Annotated in this window: 18 protein-coding genes; 7 read left to right on the plus strand and 11 right to left on the minus strand. The window is 74.7% G+C overall.

The genetic code is table 11. From position 1 onward, the window contains the following. Positions 1-255 carry a (4Fe-4S)-binding protein gene (locus BM385_RS02370; protein ID WP_019432449.1) on the plus strand — a complete coding sequence of 85 codons (255 nt, stop codon included), beginning with the start codon at positions 1-3 and terminating at the stop codon, positions 253-255. 36 nt (positions 256-291) lie between these two features. Here the strand turns inward: BM385_RS02370 and BM385_RS02375 are convergent, their stop codons facing one another. Next, positions 292-2,382 (minus strand): alkaline phosphatase family protein, encoded by a 2,091-nt coding sequence (locus tag BM385_RS02375; protein ID WP_093842019.1) that lies wholly within the window; start codon positions 2,380-2,382, stop codon positions 292-294. Positions 2,383-2,545: 163 nt separating this feature from the next. On the opposite strand from BM385_RS02375, the gene BM385_RS02380 reads away from it, so the two are divergent. Next, entirely contained in the window at positions 2,546-3,334 is a 789-nt protein-coding gene (locus BM385_RS02380; protein ID WP_019432451.1) for an MBL fold metallo-hydrolase, read from the plus strand. Next, positions 3,331-3,963, plus strand: a complete 633-nt coding sequence (locus BM385_RS02385; protein WP_380980395.1) for a DedA family protein — start codon at positions 3,331-3,333, stop codon at positions 3,961-3,963. Before BM385_RS02380 ends, BM385_RS02385 begins: the two co-directional genes overlap by 4 nt. 38 nt (positions 3,964-4,001) lie before the next feature. Here BM385_RS02385 and BM385_RS02390 read toward each other — a convergent pair whose 3' ends face one another. Then, complete coding sequence (locus BM385_RS02390; protein WP_019432453.1) at positions 4,002-4,310, minus strand: DUF1330 domain-containing protein; 309 nt, start codon at positions 4,308-4,310, stop codon at positions 4,002-4,004. 85 nt (positions 4,311-4,395) lie between these two features. Between BM385_RS02390 and BM385_RS02395 the strand changes: the two genes are divergently transcribed. Next, positions 4,396-5,115, plus strand: a complete 720-nt coding sequence (locus tag BM385_RS02395; RefSeq protein ID WP_019432454.1) for a TetR/AcrR family transcriptional regulator — start codon at positions 4,396-4,398, stop codon at positions 5,113-5,115. 34 nt (positions 5,116-5,149) lie between these two features. Here BM385_RS02395 and BM385_RS02400 read toward each other — a convergent pair whose 3' ends face one another. Beyond that, positions 5,150-6,187: an MBL fold metallo-hydrolase gene (locus BM385_RS02400; protein ID WP_093842020.1), complete on the minus strand. Its 1,038-nt coding sequence runs from the start codon at positions 6,185-6,187 to the stop codon at positions 5,150-5,152. Between the two features lie 149 nt (positions 6,188-6,336). Between BM385_RS02400 and BM385_RS02405 the strand changes: the two genes are divergently transcribed. Both BM385_RS02405 and BM385_RS02410 read left to right on the plus strand, forming a co-directional pair. Then, positions 6,337-7,149 carry a methyltransferase domain-containing protein gene (locus BM385_RS02405; protein WP_093842021.1) on the plus strand — a complete coding sequence of 271 codons (813 nt, stop codon included), beginning with the start codon at positions 6,337-6,339 and terminating at the stop codon, positions 7,147-7,149. Positions 7,150-7,288: 139 nt separating this feature from the next. Further along, positions 7,289-7,936, plus strand: a complete 648-nt coding sequence (locus BM385_RS02410) for a YdcF family protein (RefSeq protein WP_019432457.1) — start codon at positions 7,289-7,291, stop codon at positions 7,934-7,936. A 66-nt stretch (positions 7,937-8,002) separates the two neighbouring features. Here the strand turns inward: BM385_RS02410 and BM385_RS02415 are convergent, their stop codons facing one another. Then, complete coding sequence (locus BM385_RS02415; RefSeq protein ID WP_093842022.1) at positions 8,003-9,925, minus strand: AfsR/SARP family transcriptional regulator; 1,923 nt, start codon at positions 9,923-9,925, stop codon at positions 8,003-8,005. A 99-nt stretch (positions 9,926-10,024) separates the two neighbouring features. Between BM385_RS02415 and BM385_RS02420 the strand changes: the two genes are divergently transcribed. Beyond that, positions 10,025-10,897: an alpha/beta fold hydrolase gene (locus BM385_RS02420; RefSeq protein ID WP_093842023.1), complete on the plus strand. Its 873-nt coding sequence runs from the start codon at positions 10,025-10,027 to the stop codon at positions 10,895-10,897. Positions 10,898-10,916: 19 nt separating this feature from the next. On the opposite strand, the gene BM385_RS02425 is transcribed toward BM385_RS02420, so the two are convergent. From BM385_RS02425 to BM385_RS02455, 7 genes are all read right to left on the minus strand, one after another. Next, entirely contained in the window at positions 10,917-11,525 is a 609-nt protein-coding gene (locus BM385_RS02425; protein ID WP_093842024.1) for a GNAT family N-acetyltransferase, read from the minus strand. Between the two features lie 176 nt (positions 11,526-11,701). Then, positions 11,702-12,691 (minus strand): zinc-dependent alcohol dehydrogenase family protein, encoded by a 990-nt coding sequence (locus BM385_RS02430; protein ID WP_019432462.1) that lies wholly within the window; start codon positions 12,689-12,691, stop codon positions 11,702-11,704. After that, entirely contained in the window at positions 12,688-13,599 is a 912-nt protein-coding gene (locus BM385_RS02435) for a carbohydrate ABC transporter permease (protein ID WP_254791419.1), read from the minus strand. Before BM385_RS02435 ends, BM385_RS02430 begins: the two co-directional genes overlap by 4 nt. Then, positions 13,596-14,534 (minus strand): carbohydrate ABC transporter permease, encoded by a 939-nt coding sequence (locus BM385_RS02440; RefSeq protein ID WP_019432464.1) that lies wholly within the window; start codon positions 14,532-14,534, stop codon positions 13,596-13,598. Before BM385_RS02440 ends, BM385_RS02435 begins: the two co-directional genes overlap by 4 nt. Further along, positions 14,531-15,895, minus strand: coding sequence for an ABC transporter substrate-binding protein (locus tag BM385_RS02445; RefSeq protein ID WP_019432465.1), 1,365 nt, complete (start codon positions 15,893-15,895; stop codon positions 14,531-14,533). The genes BM385_RS02440 and BM385_RS02445 overlap by 4 nt, the downstream gene beginning before the upstream one ends. An 86-nt stretch (positions 15,896-15,981) precedes the next feature. Then, a complete protein-coding gene (locus tag BM385_RS02450; RefSeq protein ID WP_019432466.1) occupies positions 15,982-16,743 on the minus strand; it encodes a DeoR/GlpR family DNA-binding transcription regulator in 762 nt (253 codons plus the stop codon). Between the two features lie 264 nt (positions 16,744-17,007). Then, positions 17,008-19,032, minus strand: coding sequence for a DUF5107 domain-containing protein (locus tag BM385_RS02455; RefSeq protein ID WP_093842025.1), 2,025 nt, complete (start codon positions 19,030-19,032; stop codon positions 17,008-17,010). Positions 19,033-19,109: the final 77 nt, after the last annotated feature.

A 19,109-nucleotide genomic window follows, 5' to 3' on the forward strand; every position in this document is an offset into this window, starting at 1 on the left:
ATGAGTACCGGAACCGGGAAGAAGACCTACCAGGGCCGGTCGATCACCGTGACCTTCGAGGCCGGGCGCTGCCGGCACGCCGCCGCCTGCGTCCACGGCCTGCCGGAGGTCTTCGACACCGCCCGGCGCCCCTGGATCCGTCCCGACGGCGCCGAGGCCGAGCGGCTGGCCGAGGTGGTACGGCGCTGCCCCTCGGGCGCGTTGCAGTACGAACTCACCGGCAGCGGGACCCGGGATCCGGAGCACCGGCCGTAACCGCGCCCCCGGCGCCCGGCGGCCCGGACGCCCCGGTCAGGGTACCGACGGAGCGTCCGTGCGCCCGCCCACCCGGGCCGACTCCGCCAGCCAGCGGCGCAGCACGCGGTGCACCTCCTCCGCGCCCACCGGCTCGCCGCCGCCGGGCACCGGCTCGGACAGGGCGTGCGGGGAGAGCAGGAACGCCTGGCTCTGCTCGCCGCCCAGGCCGCCGTGCGAGCCGATCTGGTCCTCGAAGGCGTGGATGGCGCCGGTGTCCGGGTGCACCGCCGAGTTGATCATCAGATCGGCGGTGTGCGGGAACCGGTCGGTGCGCCGCACCGCCTCCGCCGCGCCCGGCCCGAACGGCGCCAGCGGGTCGGGGCCGATGACCTCGCCGCCGGCCAGCCGGTGTTCGCCGCCGCCCGAGCCCAGCACCACCGGCCCGTACCGCTGGTCGCGCACCAGCACGAAGCCGACGCCCGGGTGCTCGGCCAGGGTGGACAGCAGCGCCGGATAGCGCGCGGCGATGTCCGCGCGGGTCGCCCGGCCGGTGATCTCCGGGAACGACACCAGGCCGAGGTTGCCCGAGGCCAGCACCACCGGTGCCCGCCGCCGCGCGTCCGGGTCCAGCGGCGGCTCGGCCGGCTCCTCCGGGCGGTGCAGCGCCGAGCGGGCCACCGCCCGCGCCTCCGCGCCGGTCTCCGCCCGCTTCTCGCGCCGTTTGCGCCGGGCCCGGCGCGGCTCACCGGCCAGCGGCCGGCCGCAGCCGATCCGGACCAGTTCCTCCAGCGAGTGCCCGTACGCGCTCTCGAACGGCTCCCCGTGGCTCTGCCCGTGGTCGGACAGCAGCACCAGGTGGTACGGACGCGGCGCGTACGCGATGGCCTGCCGGATCGTGGCCACGCAGCCGTCGAGCCGGCGCAGCACCTGCCGCACGTCCGGCGAACGCGGCCCCGAGTGGTGCGCCACCTCGTCGTAGGCGACCAGGTCGGCGTACACGGCGGTGCGCCCGGTGAGGATGTCGCCCACCACGGAGGCGGTGACCACGTCCCGCTCCACCACGGTGGCGAACGCGCGGATCAGCGGGTAGAGCCCGCCCCGCCCCACCCGGGGCCCGGCCGGGCGCAGCCGGGCGCGGACCGACTGGCCGATCTCGCGCACCAGTTCGGCGGCGAAGGACAGTACGGTGCGGGCGGCGTGCGCCGGGTCGGAGAAGTACGCGAAGTATCCGGCGCGGGAGCGCTCGCCCTTGCCGCGCCGGACGGCGATGGAGACCACCAGCGCGGCCTGCCCGGCGCCGCCGGTGAACAGATTGCCCCGGCTGGCGCCGTCCACCGCCAGCAGCCCCGGATCGCCGGTCCTGGCGACGGCGCGGCGCTGGAGTTCGGCGGCGGAGGAGGGGCGGTTGCTGACGACGACCACGCCGCGTTCCTTCTCGTACCAGCGGAAGGCGGGCACGTCCTCGTTGCTGCCGTGCAGGATCGCCAGCTGGGAGGCGCCGGTCTGGCTCGACCAGTCGGTGCGCCAGCGGGTGAGCCGGTGGCTGGTGCCGCACAGCGCGGCAACCGTCGGCATCAGCGGGCGCTCGCCGGCGATCGCCTCGCGCAGCAGCGGATACCCGATGCCGTCCAGCTGGAGGAAGACGGTGCCGGCGGGCCGTGGCCCGGCCGCCGCCGCTCCGTCGCCGGGCTCCCGGCGCCGGTCGGCCCACGGCGCCATCCGGCGCAGCCGGCGGCGCTGGGCGCCCTGGTCGCGGACAGCGAGCCAGGTGCTGGTGGCGGAGGAGGTCAGCGACATGGCGGCGGCCACGATGACGGCGGTCTGCGGGCTGGCCTCGCCCCGTCCGTACGGGATGAGGCTGAGCGCGAACAGCAGCAGCGAGCCGTTCAGCAGGAACACCAGGCTGGCGAGGGCGAGGGCGGGCACCAGCAGCAGGGCGCGCACCAGCCACGGCCACACCAGGGCGGACAGCAGGCCGAAGGCCCCGGCGGCGAGGAAGGCGGTGGCGCCGACCCGGGTGAAGCTGTCGCCGTGCGCGGACTGGAGCCGGAAATCGGGCAGCACCAGGGCGAGCACCACCATGGTGGCGGCGCTCACGGCCCACACCGCGAGCACGCGCAGCAGCGCCGCGCCCCCGCTCCGCACCCCTGCCACCGCCCGGCCCTCCCTGTCACTCGTGCCGCCCGTGCCGCTTGCGTCCCGTCCATCCTGCCCGGATCGTGCGTGCGGAGCGGGCGGACGTCACCGGGCAAACACACGTAGGCTTCCGGTATCGGAACGACGTACGGGCGGGTGGGAGGAGTTCCTGGTGCCGGTGGACATCACCTGGTGGGGCCATGCCACCGCCACCGTCCGGGATTCGGGGGTCGCGGTGCTGACCGATCCGCTGCTCACCCGGCGCTGCGCCCATCTGTGGCGGCGGCGCGGGGCGGTGCCGCCACCGGCGGTGCTGGGCGCGGACGTGGTGGTGGTGTCGCATCTGCACGCCGATCATCTGCATCTGCGGTCGCTGGCGCGGCTCGCGCCCGGCACCCCGCTGGTGCTGCCGCGCGGCGCGGTGCGGGCGGTGCCGGGGCTGCGGCGGCTGGCGGCGCGGCTGCCGGTGTACGAGCTGACGCCGGGGGAAGCGCTGCCCTTCGGCCCGGTGACGATCCGGGCGGTGCCGGCGGCGCACGACGGGCGGCGGCTGCCGGTGGGGCCGCGCCGGGTGTCGGCGCTCGGCTATGTGATCGAGGGCGCGTCGCGGACGTACTACGCGGGTGACACCGGCCTGTTCGACGGCATGGCGCGGGAGACGGGCCCGGTGGACACCGTGCTGCTGCCGGTGGGCGGCTGGGGGCCGGGGCTGGGGCACGGCCATCTGAACGCGGAGCGGGCGGCCCGGGCGCTGACCCGGCTGCGGCCGGCGCACGCGGTGCCGGTGCACTACGGGACGTACTGGCCGTTGGGGTTCGCGGCGGTGCGTCCGCACGAGTTCCACGCGCCGGGGGACGAGTTCGTCCGGCACGCGGCGCGGCTGGCGCCGGGGGTGCGGGTGCACCGGCTGGGGCACGGGGAACGGGTGCGGGTACCGGTGGGGCCGGCGGTCCGGGAGTGACGCCCGGGATACTGCGGTCGCTGCCGCAGGTGTCGCCCGTGGTGCCACTGGCGGCGGAGGAGGCCGAGCAGGCGTCGGTCGGGCTGCCGTCGCTGTTCCTGCTGGTGCTGGTGGGGTCGCTGGTGCCGGTGATACCGACGGGCGCGCTGGTCAGTTCGGCGGGTGTGGTGGCGTTCCACCACAGTGATCCGGTGGTGTTCACGGCGCTGGTGTTCGCGGCGGCGTCCCTGGCGGCGTTCTGCGGGGATCTGCTGCTGTTCGCGCTGGGCCGGGGCGGCACGCGCTGGCTGCGGCGGCTGCGCGAGCAGGCCGCGCCGGGCGCGGTGCGGCGCGCCCAGCGGCAGCTGGCGGAGCGGGGGACGGTGGTGCTGGTGGTGTCCCGGCTGGTGCCCGGGGGCCGGATCCCGGTGATGCTGGCGGCGCTGCTGACCCGGATGCCGGTGGCGGCGTACGCGCGCGGCTGCTTCCCGGCGGCGCTGGCGTGGGCGGCGACGTACCAGCTGATCGGACTGCTGGGCGGGGCGCTGTTCCCGCACCCGTGGCAGGGGGTGCTGGCGGCGGTGGCGCTGGCCCTGCTCTTCGCGGCGGCCCCGCACCTGTGGCGGCGGGGCACGGCGGGGGCCGGCTGACACCGGTCCGGAGCGGCCGGGACGCGGGGCCGGGCGCCTCAGGACGGGACGCCGGTGCGGACGCCCTCGGCGAACACGATGCGCAGCCGCATGGCGCCCTCCCGGATCTCCCGGGCGCGGGTGTACTCGGGCGAGTCGTACCACTCCCGGATCCGCGCCATGCCGGGGAACTCGATGACGATCAGCCGGGCCGAGTCCCAGTTCCCCTCGACCGGCCCCGGTGTCGGTCCGCCCACCAGGTACCGGCCGCCGTAGCGGGCGATGGACGGGATCGCCACCTCGCTGTAGGCGACGGCGGCCTCCTCGTCGTCCAGGCTCTCGACATCGACGATCACATAGGCGGGCATGCGCGCTCCCTCTCCACCAGAGACTTACTACACGGCGTGTACTTTTACCTCACTGAGGATGAACGCAACGCTGTAACCTGTCAAGGTGAGCGAGCAGACCACGACCATGACCCGCAGGGAGCGGCTGCGGGCCGAGACCACCCGGGAGATCACGGCGATCGCCCTGGCGCAGCTGGCCGAGGACGGCCCCGGGGCGATCTCGCTGCGCGGCATCGCCCGGGAGATGGGCATGACGCCCCGGGCCATCTACAGCTACTTCGCCACCCGCGACGAGCTGATCACCGCGCTGACCGGCGGCATCGCGACCGACCTGGCCGACACCCTGGAGGCCGCCCGGGACGCGGTGCCCACCGCCGACACCGGCGGCCGGCTGCTGGCCTGGGCGCTGGCCACCCGCGCGTGGGCCCTGGCCAACCCCCAGGGTTTCCGGCTCTTCTTCGGCGACCCGGTGCCCGGCTACCAGCCGCCGGAGGACGGCCCGGTGGAGCGCGCCTCGCGCCGGATCTGCGGCGGCCTCACCCGCCTGGTCGCCGACGCCTGGCCACTGGCCGGCCGCCATCAGCCGGCCGACGTCAGCTGGTCGGACTTCCCCCCGGCGTTCTTCGCCAGGCTCCAGGACGAGGACGGCGCCGAGATCCCGCCCGCCGCAGCCGCGCTCGCGCTGCGGGTGTGGGGCCGGATGCACGGCCTGGTCGCCCTGGAGATCCACGGCCACATCGGCGCGGTCGTCCACGACCCAGCCGCCCTGTACCGCACGGACATGCTCGACCTGATCGGCTCGCTGGGCCTGACCCCACCGGACTGACGCCCCGCCACCGGCCGTACCCGGTACCGCCCCCCTAGAACCCGCGCGCCTCGCGGGCTCCCTCCTCCAGGACCCGGGACGCGCCCACCGGCAGGTCCCACAGGTCCTGGCGGGGCAGCCCCGCCGCGCCCCAGGCGGCCCGTACCCGGTCCAGCGGTTCCAGCGGCGGTTCGGAGGAGAGCAGGAACGTGCCCCAGTGCATCGGTGCCATCCGGGTGGCGCCCACGTCCTGGAAGGCGGCGACCGCCTCCTCCGGGTCGGTGTGCACCGGCTGCTGGAGCCGGCGCGGCGCGTACGCCCCGATCGGCAGCAGCGCCAGGTCGATCCCCGGGTAGCGGGCGCCGATCTCGGTGAACCAGTGCCCGTAGCCGGTGTCCCCGGCGAAGTACACCCGGCGCCCGGAGCGCGCGGTGAGCACCCAGCCGCCCCACAGCGTGCGGCAGGTGTCGTACAGGCCGCGCCGCGACCAGTGGTGGGCGGGCACGAAGTCGAACCGGACGGCGGCGGCCCGGCCGCCCGGCGCGGGCAGTTCTGCGGCCTCCCACCAGTCGAGTTCGGTGACCCGGATGAAGCCGCGCCGGCGGCACCACGGGGCAAGGCCGGCCGGTACGAACAGCGGGGTGGCGCGCGGCAGCCGTTTGAGGGTCGGCGCGTCCAGATGGTCGTAGTGGTTGTGCGAGATGACGACCGCGTCGACCGGCGGCAGAGCGTCCCAGGCCACCCCCGGCGGGGTGACCCGGGCCGGGGTGCCGAGGATCTTGCGCGACCACACCGGGTCGGTGAGCACGGTGAGGCCGCCGATGCGGATCACCCAGCTGGCGTGCCCGGCCCAGGTGACGGCCAGGACGCCGGGCTCGGCCTCGGGCAGCGGGGCGGGCGCGTACGGCAGTTCGCCGCCGCGCCGCAGCGCCTCCTGTTCCGGCCGCAGCCCGCCCATCTCCCGGGCGGCGAGCACCAGGGCGGTCAGCCCGGGGCGGGGGCTGGTCAGCCGGTCCGCGAAGCTGCGCGGCCAGGTGCGGCGCTCGCCCAGCGGGCGCGGCGGGCGCTGGACGGGGGCGTGCGGTTCGGTCATACGGGGCCTCCCGGGTGCTGTCTCCCATCCACGGTGAGGTGGCGCGGCACGGCAATCCCGGTGGTCCGTCACGGTGACACCCGAAGCGGTGCGTCCACGATACGGAATGCTCTTGCTCACCATCCGAGACGCCCGGCAGGCTGGGCGGCATGCCGAACGACGCGACGTACACCCATGGCCACCACGACTCGGTGCTGCGCTCGCACCGCTGGCGCACCGCCGAGAATTCCGCCGGGCATCTGCTCCCGGAACTGCGCCCGGGGCAGCGGCTGCTGGACGTGGGCTGCGGTCCCGGCACCATCAGCGCCGATCTGGCGGAGCGGGTGGCCGGGGACGGCGGCGAGGTGGTCGCGCTGGACGCGGCGCCCGGCGTACTGGAGCAGGCGCGCGCCGCCGCGAGCGCGCGCGGGGTGACCAACATCCGGTTCACCACGGGTGACGCGCTGGCGCTGGACTTCCCGGACGGCGCCTTCGACGTCACCCACGCCCACCAGGTGCTCCAGCATCTCGCCGACCCGGTCGCGGCCCTGCGCGAGATGCGCCGGGTGACCCGGCCGGGCGGGGTGGTGGCGGTCCGGGACGCGGACTACGCGGCGATGACCTGGTACCCGGAGGTGCCGGGTCTCACGGAGTGGGCGGCGCTCTACCGCGCGGTGGCCCGGGCCAACGGCGGCGAACCGGACGCCGGACGCCGGCTGCTGTCCTGGGCGCGGCAGGCGGGTTTCACGGATGTCCGCTCCTCGGCCGGTGTCTGGACCTTCGCCACCGAGGCGGAGCGCGCCTGGTGGAGCGATCTGTGGGCGGAACGCACCACCGCCTCCGCGTACGCCGACCGCGCGGTCTCCGGCGGGTACGCCACCCGCGCCGATCTGGAGCGCGTCGCGGCGTCCTGGCGGGAGTGGGGCCGCGCGGCGGACGGCTGGTTCGCGGTGCTGAACGGCGAGGCACTGTGCCGGGTGTGACCCGCCGTCGTCCGGATTCCGGGGACCCGGCACGCGGGCCCGGCGCGGCCGGGCGGTCCTGACCGGCGTCCGCGTTCCGCCGTAGGGTCGGCTTGCGCCGGTGCGGAGGCCCGCCGGTGTGCGGCGGAGGAGGACCGGGATGATCACGGACCGGGTGCGGGCGGACGCCCGCCGGCTGTGGACCTATCACCGCATGGGGCACACCCCGCGGCCGTGCGATGTGCTGATCGGACTGGGCAGCCACGACATCGGCGTCGCGGAGACCGCCGCCGCGCTGTATCTGCGGGGGCTGGCTCCCCTGGTGCTGTTCACCGGCGGGAACAGCCCGACCACCCGGCAGCGGATGCCGCGCGGCGAGGCCGTGCACTACCGCGAGCGTGCCCGGGAACTCGGGGTCCCCGAGGAGGCGATCCTCACCGAGCGGCGGGCGTCCCACACCGGGGAGAACATCGACTTCTCCCGGTCGCTGCTGCGCGAAGCCGGCCTCGCCGTCTCCTCCGTCCTGCTGGTCAGCAAGCCCTACGAGGAGCGCCGCGCGTACGCCACGGTGGGCAGGCGCTGGCCGGAGGTGACGGTCGTCAGCGCCTCGGCGCCGGTGACGTACGAGGGGTACGCGGCGTCCCTCGGTGACGAGCGGCTGGTCATCGACATGCTGGTCGGCACCCTGCACCGGCTGCTGGTCTACCCGGCCAAGGGGTTCGTGGTCGCGATGCCCGTGCCGGAGGAGGTCCTGGCGGCGTTCGAGCGGCTGCGCGCGGCGGGGTTCACCAGCCGGATCACCGGATGACGCGCACGGCGGCACCCGCCGCCTCCGGCCCCCGCCGCCCGTCGCGGGCGCTCAGCGCCGGGCCCGTCACAGATAGCCGGTGACCGGCCCCAGCGTGAGCAGTCCGCTGCCCGCGCCGGCCAGTTCCCCGGCGGCCGGGGCCAGCGCCGTCCGGGCCCGGTGCAGCGTCTCCAGGTCGCCGACGGCCGCCGCCGCCTTCGCCGTCAGGCACCACATCGCCTCGTACAGCAGGTCCCGGGGTGGCGGCGGCAGGGCGCGCAGCGCGGCGGCGGCCTCGGTGTCCGCGCCCCGGGCGAGCAGCAGCAGCGGGCGGGTCCACGGGGCGTACGGCCCCCAGTCCGGCTCCTCCCCCGCTGCCGCCGGGTCCTCCCACGGCAGCCCGTGCCGGATCCGCAGACAGAGCAGGGCCAGCGGGAGCAGACCCCGTTCCAGACCGGGCATCCCGGCGCCGCTCAGCCGTTCCGCCGCCGCCCGGTACGCCGCCTCCGCCTCGGCCACCGGGCCGCGCTCCGCGCGTCTCAGCGCCGCGTACCACTGGGTGAACACCGCCACCAGCGGCCGGTCGTGCCGCTCCGCCAGCCGGTCGGCCGCCGCCGCGTGCCGGTCGGCACCGGGGAAGTCGCCGCGCGCGGCGTGCGCCTGCATCCGGATCAGATGGCCGAGGATCTCGTAGGCGGGCAGCCCGTGCCGGGCGGCGAGCGCGACCAGTTCGGCGCCGATCCCGTCCCGCCGCCCGGCCAGCCCGGCCCGGTCGAAGGTCTGCATGAACAGGCCGTTCAGCGCGAACGCCAGCAGCCGCGCGTCGCCCAGCTCGCGGGCGAGCGCCACCGCCTCCCGGGCGGCCACCCCGGCGCGTTCCGTGGGCGCGCCGCGCACCTCCACGGCGATGGTGGCCAGCAGCCGGGCCCGCGCGGCCGGGGCGGCGTCCGGCGGCAGCGCGGCCAGCGTCCGCTCGGCCGCCGCCACCACCCGGGCGGCCTGCTCCGGGTCGTCCACCCGGGTCCAGATCGCCGGTACGTCGTACGCGCCGATCACCCGTGCCGTCAGTTCCGGGTCGCCCAGTTCCTCCGCCGCCGCGACGGCCGACGGCCGGTGGCCGCGCGCGGCCAGCAGCCCCGCGCCGCCGGTGAGCGCCAGCTCCCGCAGCAGGCCGACCGTCGACTCCAGCCGGGCCCGGGAGCCGCCGGCCACCGTACGGTCGTACGCGGCGGCCGTCTCCTCCCACACCCGCTCCACCGTGCCGCCGCCCGCCAGCGAGCCGGCCTGGGCCAGGATGTCCGCCTCCAGCCGGCGCAGCGCCGGGCCCGGGTCCACGCCCAGCTGCTCCACCAGCAGCGTGCGGGCCCGGCGCAGCACGGCCAGCGCGTCGCCCTGCCGTCCGCTGCGGTACAGGGCCAGGGCCAGCAGCCGCCAGCCGTCCTCCCGCCAGGGGTGCTCGGTGACGTGCGCGTCCAGGTCGGGGACGGCCTCGGCCGCGCTGCCCCGGTCCAGCAGCAGCGCGGCGCGGCGTTCGACGGCGTGCAGCCGCAGCTCGCCCAGCCGGGTGCGCTCGGCGCGGGCCCACGGGGCGTCGGCGACATCCGCGTAAGCCGGTCCGCGCCACAGGGCCAGGGCCGCGGCCAGCGCGTCCGGGGTGGTGGCGGCGGCGACCGCCGAGGAGAACCGCTCGGCGTCCACCGTCCCCGGGTCGGCGCGCAGCGCGTACCCGGGGCCCTCGGTCACCAGCAGCCGGGCGGGGGTGCGGGGCGGGCGGTCCGGCTCCAGCGCGCGGCGCAGTGCGGCGACGAAGGTGCGCAGGGCCGGTACGGCGCCGGCTGGCGGCTCGTCCTCCCACAGGTCGGCGACCAGCCGGGGAACGGGGACGACGCGGCGGCGGGCGACGAGCAGCCGGGCGAGAACGGCACGGTGCCGGGGCCCCTTGAGCGGGATCGGGCGCCCGGCGGCGTCCCGCGCCGTGACCGGCCCCAGCACCTCGAACTCGACCCGCACCCGTTCACCGTACTCATCGGCTGCTCATTCGCGCCGTGGAGGGTCGAAGACGTCGGGTCCCGCGGGACACCAGCGCAGCACGGATGGGAAGTGAGTGACATGACGGAGACCGTCATCGAGGGGTTCGGGTACCGGCGGGTCCGGGTCGCGGAGGGGGTGGAGCTGAACACGGCGGTCGGCGGCTCGGGGCCGCCCCTCGTGCTGCTGCACGGGTTTCCGCAGACGCATCTGATGTGGCGGCACGTGGCCGCCGAGCTGGCGGCGGACCACACGGTCATCTGCCCCGACCTGCGCGGGTACGGGGACAGCGACAAGCCGGTGGGCGGGGACTACTCCAAGCGCGCCATGGCCGCCGACACGGTGGCGCTGGCCAGGGCGCTGGGGCACGAGAGGTTCGCGCTGGCCGGGCACGACCGGGGCGCGCTGGTCGCCTTCCGGGCCGGGCTCGACCACCCGGGGGCGATCAGCCATCTGGCGGTGCTGGATGTGCTGCCGACCCTGGACATGTGGGAGGCGATGCACGGGGTGAGCGCGGCGGTCGGCTTCCATCTGTATCTGATGGCGCAGCCGCCGGGGCTGCCCGAGCAGCTGATCAAGGGCGCCCCCGACGCGTTCTTCGGGTACTTCCTCGACGGCTGGGCGGGCGACGCGTCGGCGATCCCGGGGCCGGTGCGGGCCGCCTACCTGGACGCGTGCCGGGCGTCCGTCGATTCCATCGTGGCGGACTACCGGGCGTCGGCCGGGGCCGATCTCGACCACGACCGGGCCGACCGGGCGGCGGGCAACCGGCTGCGGATGCCGGTGACCGTGCTCCAGCAGGACTGGGGCGCGGCCCTGGGCTACGACGCGGCGGCGCTGTGGGGGGCGTGGGCGGCGGATCTGCGGCACGAGACGGTGGGCTGGGGCCACTTCATGGCGGAGGAGGCGCCGGCCGGGGTGGCGGCCCGGCTGCGGGAACTGCTCGCCCGCTGAACGCGGCCCGTGGCGGGCCTCAGCCCGGGTCCTTGCGCAGGCACCAGGTGCGGGGGCCGTCGTCGGGGAGGGGGACGTCGGCGGTGACGCGGAAGCCGAGCCGCTCGTAGAACCTGAGGTTCCGCTCGTCCGAGGTCTCCAGGAACGCCGGCAGGCCCGCCGCCCCGGCCTCCTGGAGCCCGGGGAGCAGTACGGCGCGGCCCAGGCCCCGGCCCTGTGCCTCGGGGGCGGTGGCCACCGTCTCCAGGAACCAGCCGGGTTCCTGCGGCCGGTGGGGGGCGAGGGCCGCTTCCGCCGAGGCGTAGGCGGCGGCCCGGTCGCCGCTCAGTTCGGCGAAGACCGGCGCGAGCGCGGCGAAGGCGGGCGTGGGGTCCTGGCCGGGGACGGCCCAGACGGCCACGGCGCGGCCCTCCTCGGCGACCCACACCCGGCCGTACTCCCGGCCGATGCGGGTCAGGCAGAGCTCCTGGAATCGCCGGATCCGCTCCCGGTGGCCGTCCGCGGCGATGACGTGCCGGGTGAAGGGGTAGTCGGCGAAGGCCCGGGCGAGGGTGTCGACGGCGGTGGGGACGTCGGCGTCCGTGAGGGGGCGTACGGCGGGGGTGCGGGGGTCGTGCGGTGTGCTCACCCGGCCATCCTCGCCACGGACCGGCCCGGCGGCAAACACTTTTGCCTGAGCCCGCAGCGCACCGGCCCGCCCGGGGTTCACGCCGCCCGCAGCACGGTGAGCGCGGTGCGGCGAACGCGCGGAGCCGCGCCCTCCATGGCCGGAAGGCGCGGCTCCATACGTGAGCGTCCCGCGGGTTACGGGGTCACCACGGTCTTGCGGCCCACGCCCTTGGCGAACTGGTCCAGCGCCTGCGGGTACTGGTCCAGCGGCAGCCGGTCGCTGATGAAGACCTGCGGGTCCAGGATGCCGGTGGCGAACAGGTCGGCGGCCCGCTCGTAGCTGTGCAGCACGGCCATCGAGCCGGTGATGGTGATCTCCTGGTTGTAGATCTTGTACGGCTCGATGGTGGCGGTGGTCGCGTAGTCCGCGACACCGAACTGGAGGAAGGTGCCGGCCTTCGCGACCCGGCCGAGCCCGTCCTGGATGGCGGCGGCGTTGCCGGTGGCGTCGATGACGATCTCCCAGCCCTGCGGCCGGTCCAGTTCGTCCGCCGAGACGGCCGCCGCGCTGACGCCGAGCGTGCGGGCGGTGGCCAGCCGCTCGGGGTTGATGTCGACGATGTCCACGCCGCTGGCGCCGGTGCGCTTGGCCAGCTCCAGCATCATCAGGCCCATGGTGCCCGAGCCGTAGATCAGCACCCGGGCGCCGAGCACCGAGTTCATCACGTCGTAGCCGCGCACCGCGCAGGACAGCGGCTCGATCAGCGCCGCGTCCTGGGTGCTGACGTGCTCGGGCAGCTTGACGCAGTTGGCGACCGGCGCGACCGCGTACTCGGCGGCGCCGCCGGGGACCGAGACGCCGATGGCGCCCCAGCGCTCGCACATGTTGGCGTGGCCGTTGCGGCAGTAGCGGCACTCGTAGCAGTACAGCGACGGGTCGACGGCCACCCGGTCGCCGATGGCGACCTCGGTGACGTCCTTGCCGATGCCGACGACCTCACCCGCGAACTCGTGGCCCGGGATGATCGGCAGGGTCGGGGCGAACTCGCCCTGAAGGATGTGCAGATCGGTGCCGCACAGCCCGCAGGCCGCCACCTCCACCACCACGTCGCGCGGCCCCGGGGTGGGGTCGGGAACGGTGGTCAGGGAGACCTTGCCCACGGACTCGATGAGTGCGGCTTTCACTTGACTGCTCCTAGCGACAGGCCCTGGACCAGCTTGTCCTGGGCGGCGAAGCCGGCGGCGAGCACCGGCAGGGAGATGGCGAGGGACGCGGCGGACACCTGGGCCAGGAACAGGCCCTGGCTGGTGATGAAGCTGGTCAGGAACACCGGGGCGGTCTCGGCGGTGACGCCGGTGAGCACCCGGGCGAACAGCATCTCGTTCCAGCTGAAGATGAAGCAGATCAGCGAGGTGGCCGCGATGCCGGGCAGCACCACGGGACCCACCACCCGGAACAGGATGGCCGGCAGCTTCGCGCCGTCGATCTGGGCCGCCTCGATGAGCGAGGGCGGCACCTCGGCCAGGAAGGACTGGAGCATCCACACCGCGATGGGGAGGTTCATCGAGGTGTACAGGAGGACCAGCAGCCAGATGTTGTCCAGGAAGCCGATGTTCTTGGCGAACAGGAACAGCGGCAGCAGACCGGCGATGGCCGGCAGCATCTTCGTGGACAGGAAGAAGAACAGCGCGTCCCGCCAGGCCTTCACCGGGCGGATGGACAGCGCGTACGCGGCGGGCAGCGCCAGCAGCAGCACCAGCAGGGTGGAGGCCACCGACGCGGTCATCGAGTTGATCAGCGGCGGCCACGGGCTGGCGCCGTCGGAGCTGAAGAACTGCCGGTAGCTGTCCAGGGTGAGCGGCGCGGTGAGCGCCGGCGGGTTGCTGGCGGCGTCCGACTCCGAGTGGAAGGAGGTGAGCACCATCCAGGCCACGGGGAGGAAGAAGACCAGGCCGGCGAACCAGGCGAGGAACCCCGGGATGAAGGACGTGAAGCGCTTGGGCCGGCGGGCGGTGCCGGTGGCCGGGGTGCGGCCGGGCGGCGGCGTCTTGGCCGGGGGCGACACGGCGGTCTCGGTCGTGGTCGTGCTCATGCTCGGCTTCCCTCCTCGCGGAAGAGCGAGGACACCACGCGCAGCGCGAACATGGCGATGATCAGCGAACCGATGACCACCAGCACACCGGCCGCCGAGGCCACCCCGTAGTCCTGCGCCTGGTAGAACTCCTCGTAGATCGCGTACGGCAGGTTCGCCGTGCCCAGGCCGCCCCGGGTGATGGTGAACACCGCGTCGAAGTTCTGGACGATGTAGATGGAGCCGAGCAGCGCGCCCAGTTCCAGGTAGCGCCGCAGGTGCGGCAGCGTCAGATGGCGGAAGATCTGCCAGTTGTCGGCGCCGTCCAGCCGGGCCGCCTCGTACTGCTCCAGCGGGCGGCTCTGGAGGCCGGCCAGCAGGATCAGCGTCATGAACGGGGTCCACTGCCAGATCAGCGAGAGCGCCACGGCCGGCAGCGGCATCTCGGAGATCCAGTCGGGCTGCGGCGGGGTGAAGCCCAGCAGGTCGCCGAGCCACACGAGCATGCCGTTGAGCAGCCCGTACTCCGGGTTGTACAGAACGTGCTTCCACATCAGCGCGGCGGCCACCGGCACCAGCAGGAAGGGGGTGATCATCATGGTGCGCACCAGGCCCCGGCCGCGGAACTTGCGGTCCAGCAGCAGGGCGATGGCGAGGCCGAGCACGAGGCTGATCAGCACGACGGACGCGGTCAGCAGCACCGTGGTGGTGACCGAGGACCGCAGCGCGGAGTCGGACAGCACGGTGGAGAAGTTGCCGAGGCCGTTGAACGAACGGTCGTCGGGGTAGAGCGCGTTCCAGTCGAAGAGCGAGATCACCAGGGTCGCCACGAACGGCAGCTGGGTGACCACGATCATGAAGATCAGGGCGGGGAGCAGCGGGGCGCGGGTGGCCCAGGCCTTCGCCCGGGACCGGGTCCCGGGCGAAGTCGCTGCCGGAACAGCGGGTGCGGTCATCGGTTGCGGTACTCCTCGGCCACGGCGTCGGCCAGGCTCTGGGACTTGGCGAGGGCGTCCTCGACGGACTGCCGGCCGGCGATGGCGGAGCTGATCTCCTGGGAGACCTTGGTGCCGAGGTCGGCGAACTCGGGGATGGTCACGAACTGGATGCCGGGCACCGGGCGGGGCTGGACACCGGGGTTGACCGGGTCGGCGGCGGCGATGGCGTCGTGGGTCACCTGGTAGAAGGCGGCGGCCTCCTCCTGGTAGTCCGGGTTCTCGTAGGTGGAGGTGCGCTTGCCGGCCGGGACGTTGGACCAGCCGAGGGTCTCACCGACCAGTTCCTCGTACTCCTTGCTGGAGGCCCAGGAGATGAACTCCCAGGCGGTGTCGGCCTTGTTGGAGGACGCCTGGATGCCCCACGCCCAGGTGTAGAGCCAGCCGGAGGAGGCGGTCTGCTCGACGGGGGCGGGCACGTAGCCGATGTTGCCGGCGACCGGGGAGTCGTCGGCCTCCAGGGAGCCGGCGCCGGCGGTGGCGTCGTACCACATGGCGGTGTTGCCCTGGACCATGTTGTTCAGGCACTCGGCGTAGCCGGACTGGGCCGCGCCGGACTGGCCGTGCTCGCGGACGAGATCGACGTAGAACTGGGTGGCCTCGGTGAACTCGGGCGAGTCCAGCTGGGCTTCCCAGTCCTCGGTGAACCAGGTGCCGCCGAAGGTGTTGACCACGGAGGTGAGCGGGGCGATGACCTCGCCCCAGCCGGGCAGGCCGCGCAGGCAGATGCCCTTCATGCCGTCCTCGGCCGCGTCGACCTCGGCGGCGAGTTCGGCGACCTCGGTCCAGGTGGGCTGCTCGGGCATGGTGAGCCCGTGCTCCTCGAAGACGTCGGTGCGGTACATCAGGAAGGACGACTCGCCGTAGAACGGCTGGGCGTAGAGCTTGCCGTCCTCACCGGTCAGCGACAGCTGGATGGGGGTGAGGATGTCCTGGACGTCGTAGTCCGCGTCGTCGCGCAGGTACGGGTCGAGTTCGTGGAGCCAGCCGTTGCGGGCGTAGATGGACGTCTCGTAGTTGCTGATGGTGGCGACGTCGTACTGGCCGGCCTGGTTGGCGAAGTCCTGGCTGATCTTGTCGCGGACCTCGTTCTCCGGGAGCACGGTGAAGTTCACCTTGATGCCGGTGTCCTTGGTGAAGTGGTCCGCGGTGAGCCGCTGCAGCTGGGTCATCTGCGGGTTGTTCACCATCAGGACGTTGATGCTGTCGCCGCCGGACGAGCCGGATCCACCTCCGGCTCCGGAACAGGCGGCGAGGAGGGCACCGGCCGCCGTGACGGCGGCGGCGGTGCGGAGGGCGCGTCGGCTCGGACTGCGGCGCATGGTCGGTACTCCTGGTGTTTCGGGCGTGCGGCGTTGCACCGCCCGCTGGGGGGTCGGGGAGACGGACGGGGGGACGTTCGGGGGTGTCAGACGCGGATGACCTGCGGGCCCTGAAGGCTGTAGCGATGGGCCTCCGCGGTGGACAGGCTGGTGCTGGTGACGATCACATCCAGATCGGTGACGGAGGCGAAGCGGCAGAAGCTGGCGGCACCGAACTTGGTGTGCACGCCGGCGAACACCCGGCGCCGGGAGGCGCGTACGGCCTGCTGCTTGACCTCGCTGACGGCCGGGTCGGGGGTGGTGAGGCCGTGTTCGCGGGAGATGCCGTTGGCGCCGATGAAGGCCAGGTCGATCACGAAGCCGGACAGCATCCGGGTGGTCCAGTGGTCGACGGTGGCCAGGGTGCCGCCGCGTACCCGGCCGCCGAGCAGCAGGACGTTGAAGCCGGGGACGGTGGCGAGGTGGCCGGCGATGGCCAGGGAGGCGGTGACGATGGTCAGGCTGCGGTCCCTGGGCAGGGATTCGGCGATGAGCTGGGGGGTGTAGCCCTCGTCGATGAAGAGTGTTTCGGCCTCGCCGGTCAGTTCGGCGGCGGCTGCGGCGATGCGCCGTTTCTCGGGGACGTGCATGGTGGAGCGGAAGGCGAGCGTGGTCTCGAAACCGGCGCTCTCGACCGGGTAGGCGCCGCCGTGGGTGCGGCGCAGCAATCCGTGGGCCTCCAGGGCGCGCAGGTCGCGGCGTACGGTCTCCTTGGCGACGCCCAGTTCTTCCGCGAGGGCGCCCACTTCGACCGAGCCGGCGCGGCGTGCCGCGCCGACGATGGCGCGCTGGCGCTCTTCAGCGGTCATTGCGTCCACGCTCCTTACCCGCACAGCTGCGTTGCTGTCGCTGCCCGTTCGGGCCGCTTGCAGAGTTCTACCGTTGGGAACGGGGCGTCGAACAGGCCAGGTGTTCGATGAATCCTGCCCGATTGTGCCCGTTCGGAGCTGTGGGGGGCTGCTTCGGGCAGCACGCGGACAGCGCTTTCCATGGCAGGAGCGGGCGCCCGTACGGTCACAGGCGATGCCCGTTTCGGGCCCGTTCGGTCGGGCGGAGCGTGCCCGTACGGTCGTTCAGGCGGGTTCCGGGCCGTCCTCGGGCCGCATCCGGAAGTCGTAGTGGGCGGGCAGCGGCTCGTCGGTGAGGGCGGCCCAGGTGGTGTGCAGCGACTCCTCGCCCTCGCGCAGATCGGGGATCTCGAAGGGCTCGTCGAAGAGGGCGCGGGCCGCCTCCCGCTGTCCGAGGGCGAGTTCGGTGCGGGCGGCCAGCAGCCGCAGCCGGCCCCGGGCGCGTACGGAGGCGGGCAGCCGGTCCAGGAGGGCGCGGGCGGCTTCCGGGCGGGAGGCGGTCAGCAGGGCGGTGACCGCTTCGGTGGCGAGCGCGGTCAGCGCGGGCTCGGTGGTGGCGGGTTCGGCCAGGGCCAGCTCGGTGGCGGTCAGCGCCCGTTCGGCGGCCCGGGTGGGATGCCCGGCACGGGCGTCGGCGACGGCGAGGGCGCGCAGCGGCCAGGGGCTCGGTCCGCCGGCCAGGGCGCGTTCCCAGCTGCGGACGGCCTGGGCGAGATCGCCCGCGTGCCACTGGGCGATCCCCAGGTGGTAGTCGGTCAGCGGGCCGCCGGGGGTGGCGCACTCCAGCTTCTCGCGCCAGGCGCGGGCGACCAGGGTGGGCCCGGGCGGGGCGGCGGGCAGGGCGTGGCCGGGGAGCCGGCCGGTGTCCAGGAGGGCCAGCCAGGGCCGCTGGGCCGGGCCGAGGGCGGCGGGGTCGAACGGGGTGCCGGGCAGTTCGTAGCCGCCCCGGGCGACTTCGAGGGCGCCCCAGCCGCTGCCGGTGTGCAGCGGCTCGCCGGGGTCGAGGTCGGCGTGCGGGCGCCAGGCGGCCAGCGCGGCGTCCAGGGTGGCGGCGGGGAGGGCGGCCTCCAGCGCGCGGCCGGTGTGGGTACGGGCCTCGGCCCAGTCCGCGCCGTGGCTGCGCGCGGGGTCGGCGGTGAGCGGGCCGTACGCCTCCAGCCAGCTGAGTTCTTCGCCGGCCGGCAGCGGGAGGTGTTCGAGCTGGGTGCGGGCGAGTCCCGCCTGGATCTCGACGTAGCCGGGGGTGCCGGGCTCGGTGAGCCAGCGCTGCCAGCGGCGCCCGCCGGGGCCGGTGCCCCACACGAAGAGCTTGCGGCCGGCCAGGGCGGCGGTGGAGGTCTGCACCAGGCCGTACCCGTCCGCGCCCAGGGCGGCGATCCACTTACGGGCGCCGGCGGGCACGTCGTAGAAGTAGTCGGCGGGGTGGTGGTCGCCGTGCCAAGGGCGGGTGCGGTCGGGCCCTTCGGGCGTGCCGGGGACGGGGACGCGGCGCAGCCGGCGCCGGTAGCCGAAGTGCCAGGCGGAGTCGGCGGGGACCAGGACGCGGGTGCCGGAGTGCTCGGGGACGGCGGTGTTGGACCACCAGTAGACGGGCGCGGTGGTGTCCTGGGGGTTGCGGATGCGAACGCCGGCGTAGAGGAAGTCGGAGCCGGCCGGCAGCCACAGGTCGACCTGGAAGGGGGTGTCGCGCAGCCGCTCCCACTCCCACAGCCGCAGCAGCTGCCCGCCGTCGGGGGCGGGGACGGCGGCGGCGTGCAGCGGGGCGCAGGAGAGGGTGGTGTGTCCGGTGGCGCCGATGTTCCATTCGATGCCGCCGGAGAACCAGGCGCCGTTGAGCGCGAAGTTGGCGGGTTGCAGCACCGGGTTGGAGTAGAGGAGTTCGCGCCCGGTGGGCTTGTGGAACAGCGAGTGGATCCGGCCGCCCCAGCCGGGCAGCACGGTGGCGCGCAGCCGGTCGTTCTCCAGGACGAGGGTGGCGATCCCGGTGGCCTCGCGGGCGCGGCCGTAGCCGTCGTTGAGCCGGGTGGGCAGGACGGAGGTGAGCGGCGCGTACGTGGCCTGCCGGGCGGCGTCGGGCGGCAGCACGGCGAGTTCGGCGGGGGCGAGGCGGTGCGCCTCGTCCAGCGGATGCAGCGGCGGCAGCGGGTTCTCGGGCCCCAGGGGCGCGACCGGCAGGGTGAGCGTGCCGCGGCGCACGGTGGCCGGGGTGGCTCCGGTGGTGGTTCCGGCCGCGCTTGTGGTTCCCGTCATGGACACCCTCGCTCCCCTTCACCTCCGGCCTGTGCGGCCGGCACCGTGATGACCATGGAACACGGTCACCCAGTCGG

It is taken from the genome of Streptomyces harbinensis (assembly GCF_900116145.1).
Lineage (GTDB): Bacteria > Actinomycetota > Actinomycetes > Streptomycetales > Streptomycetaceae > Streptomyces > Streptomyces carpaticus.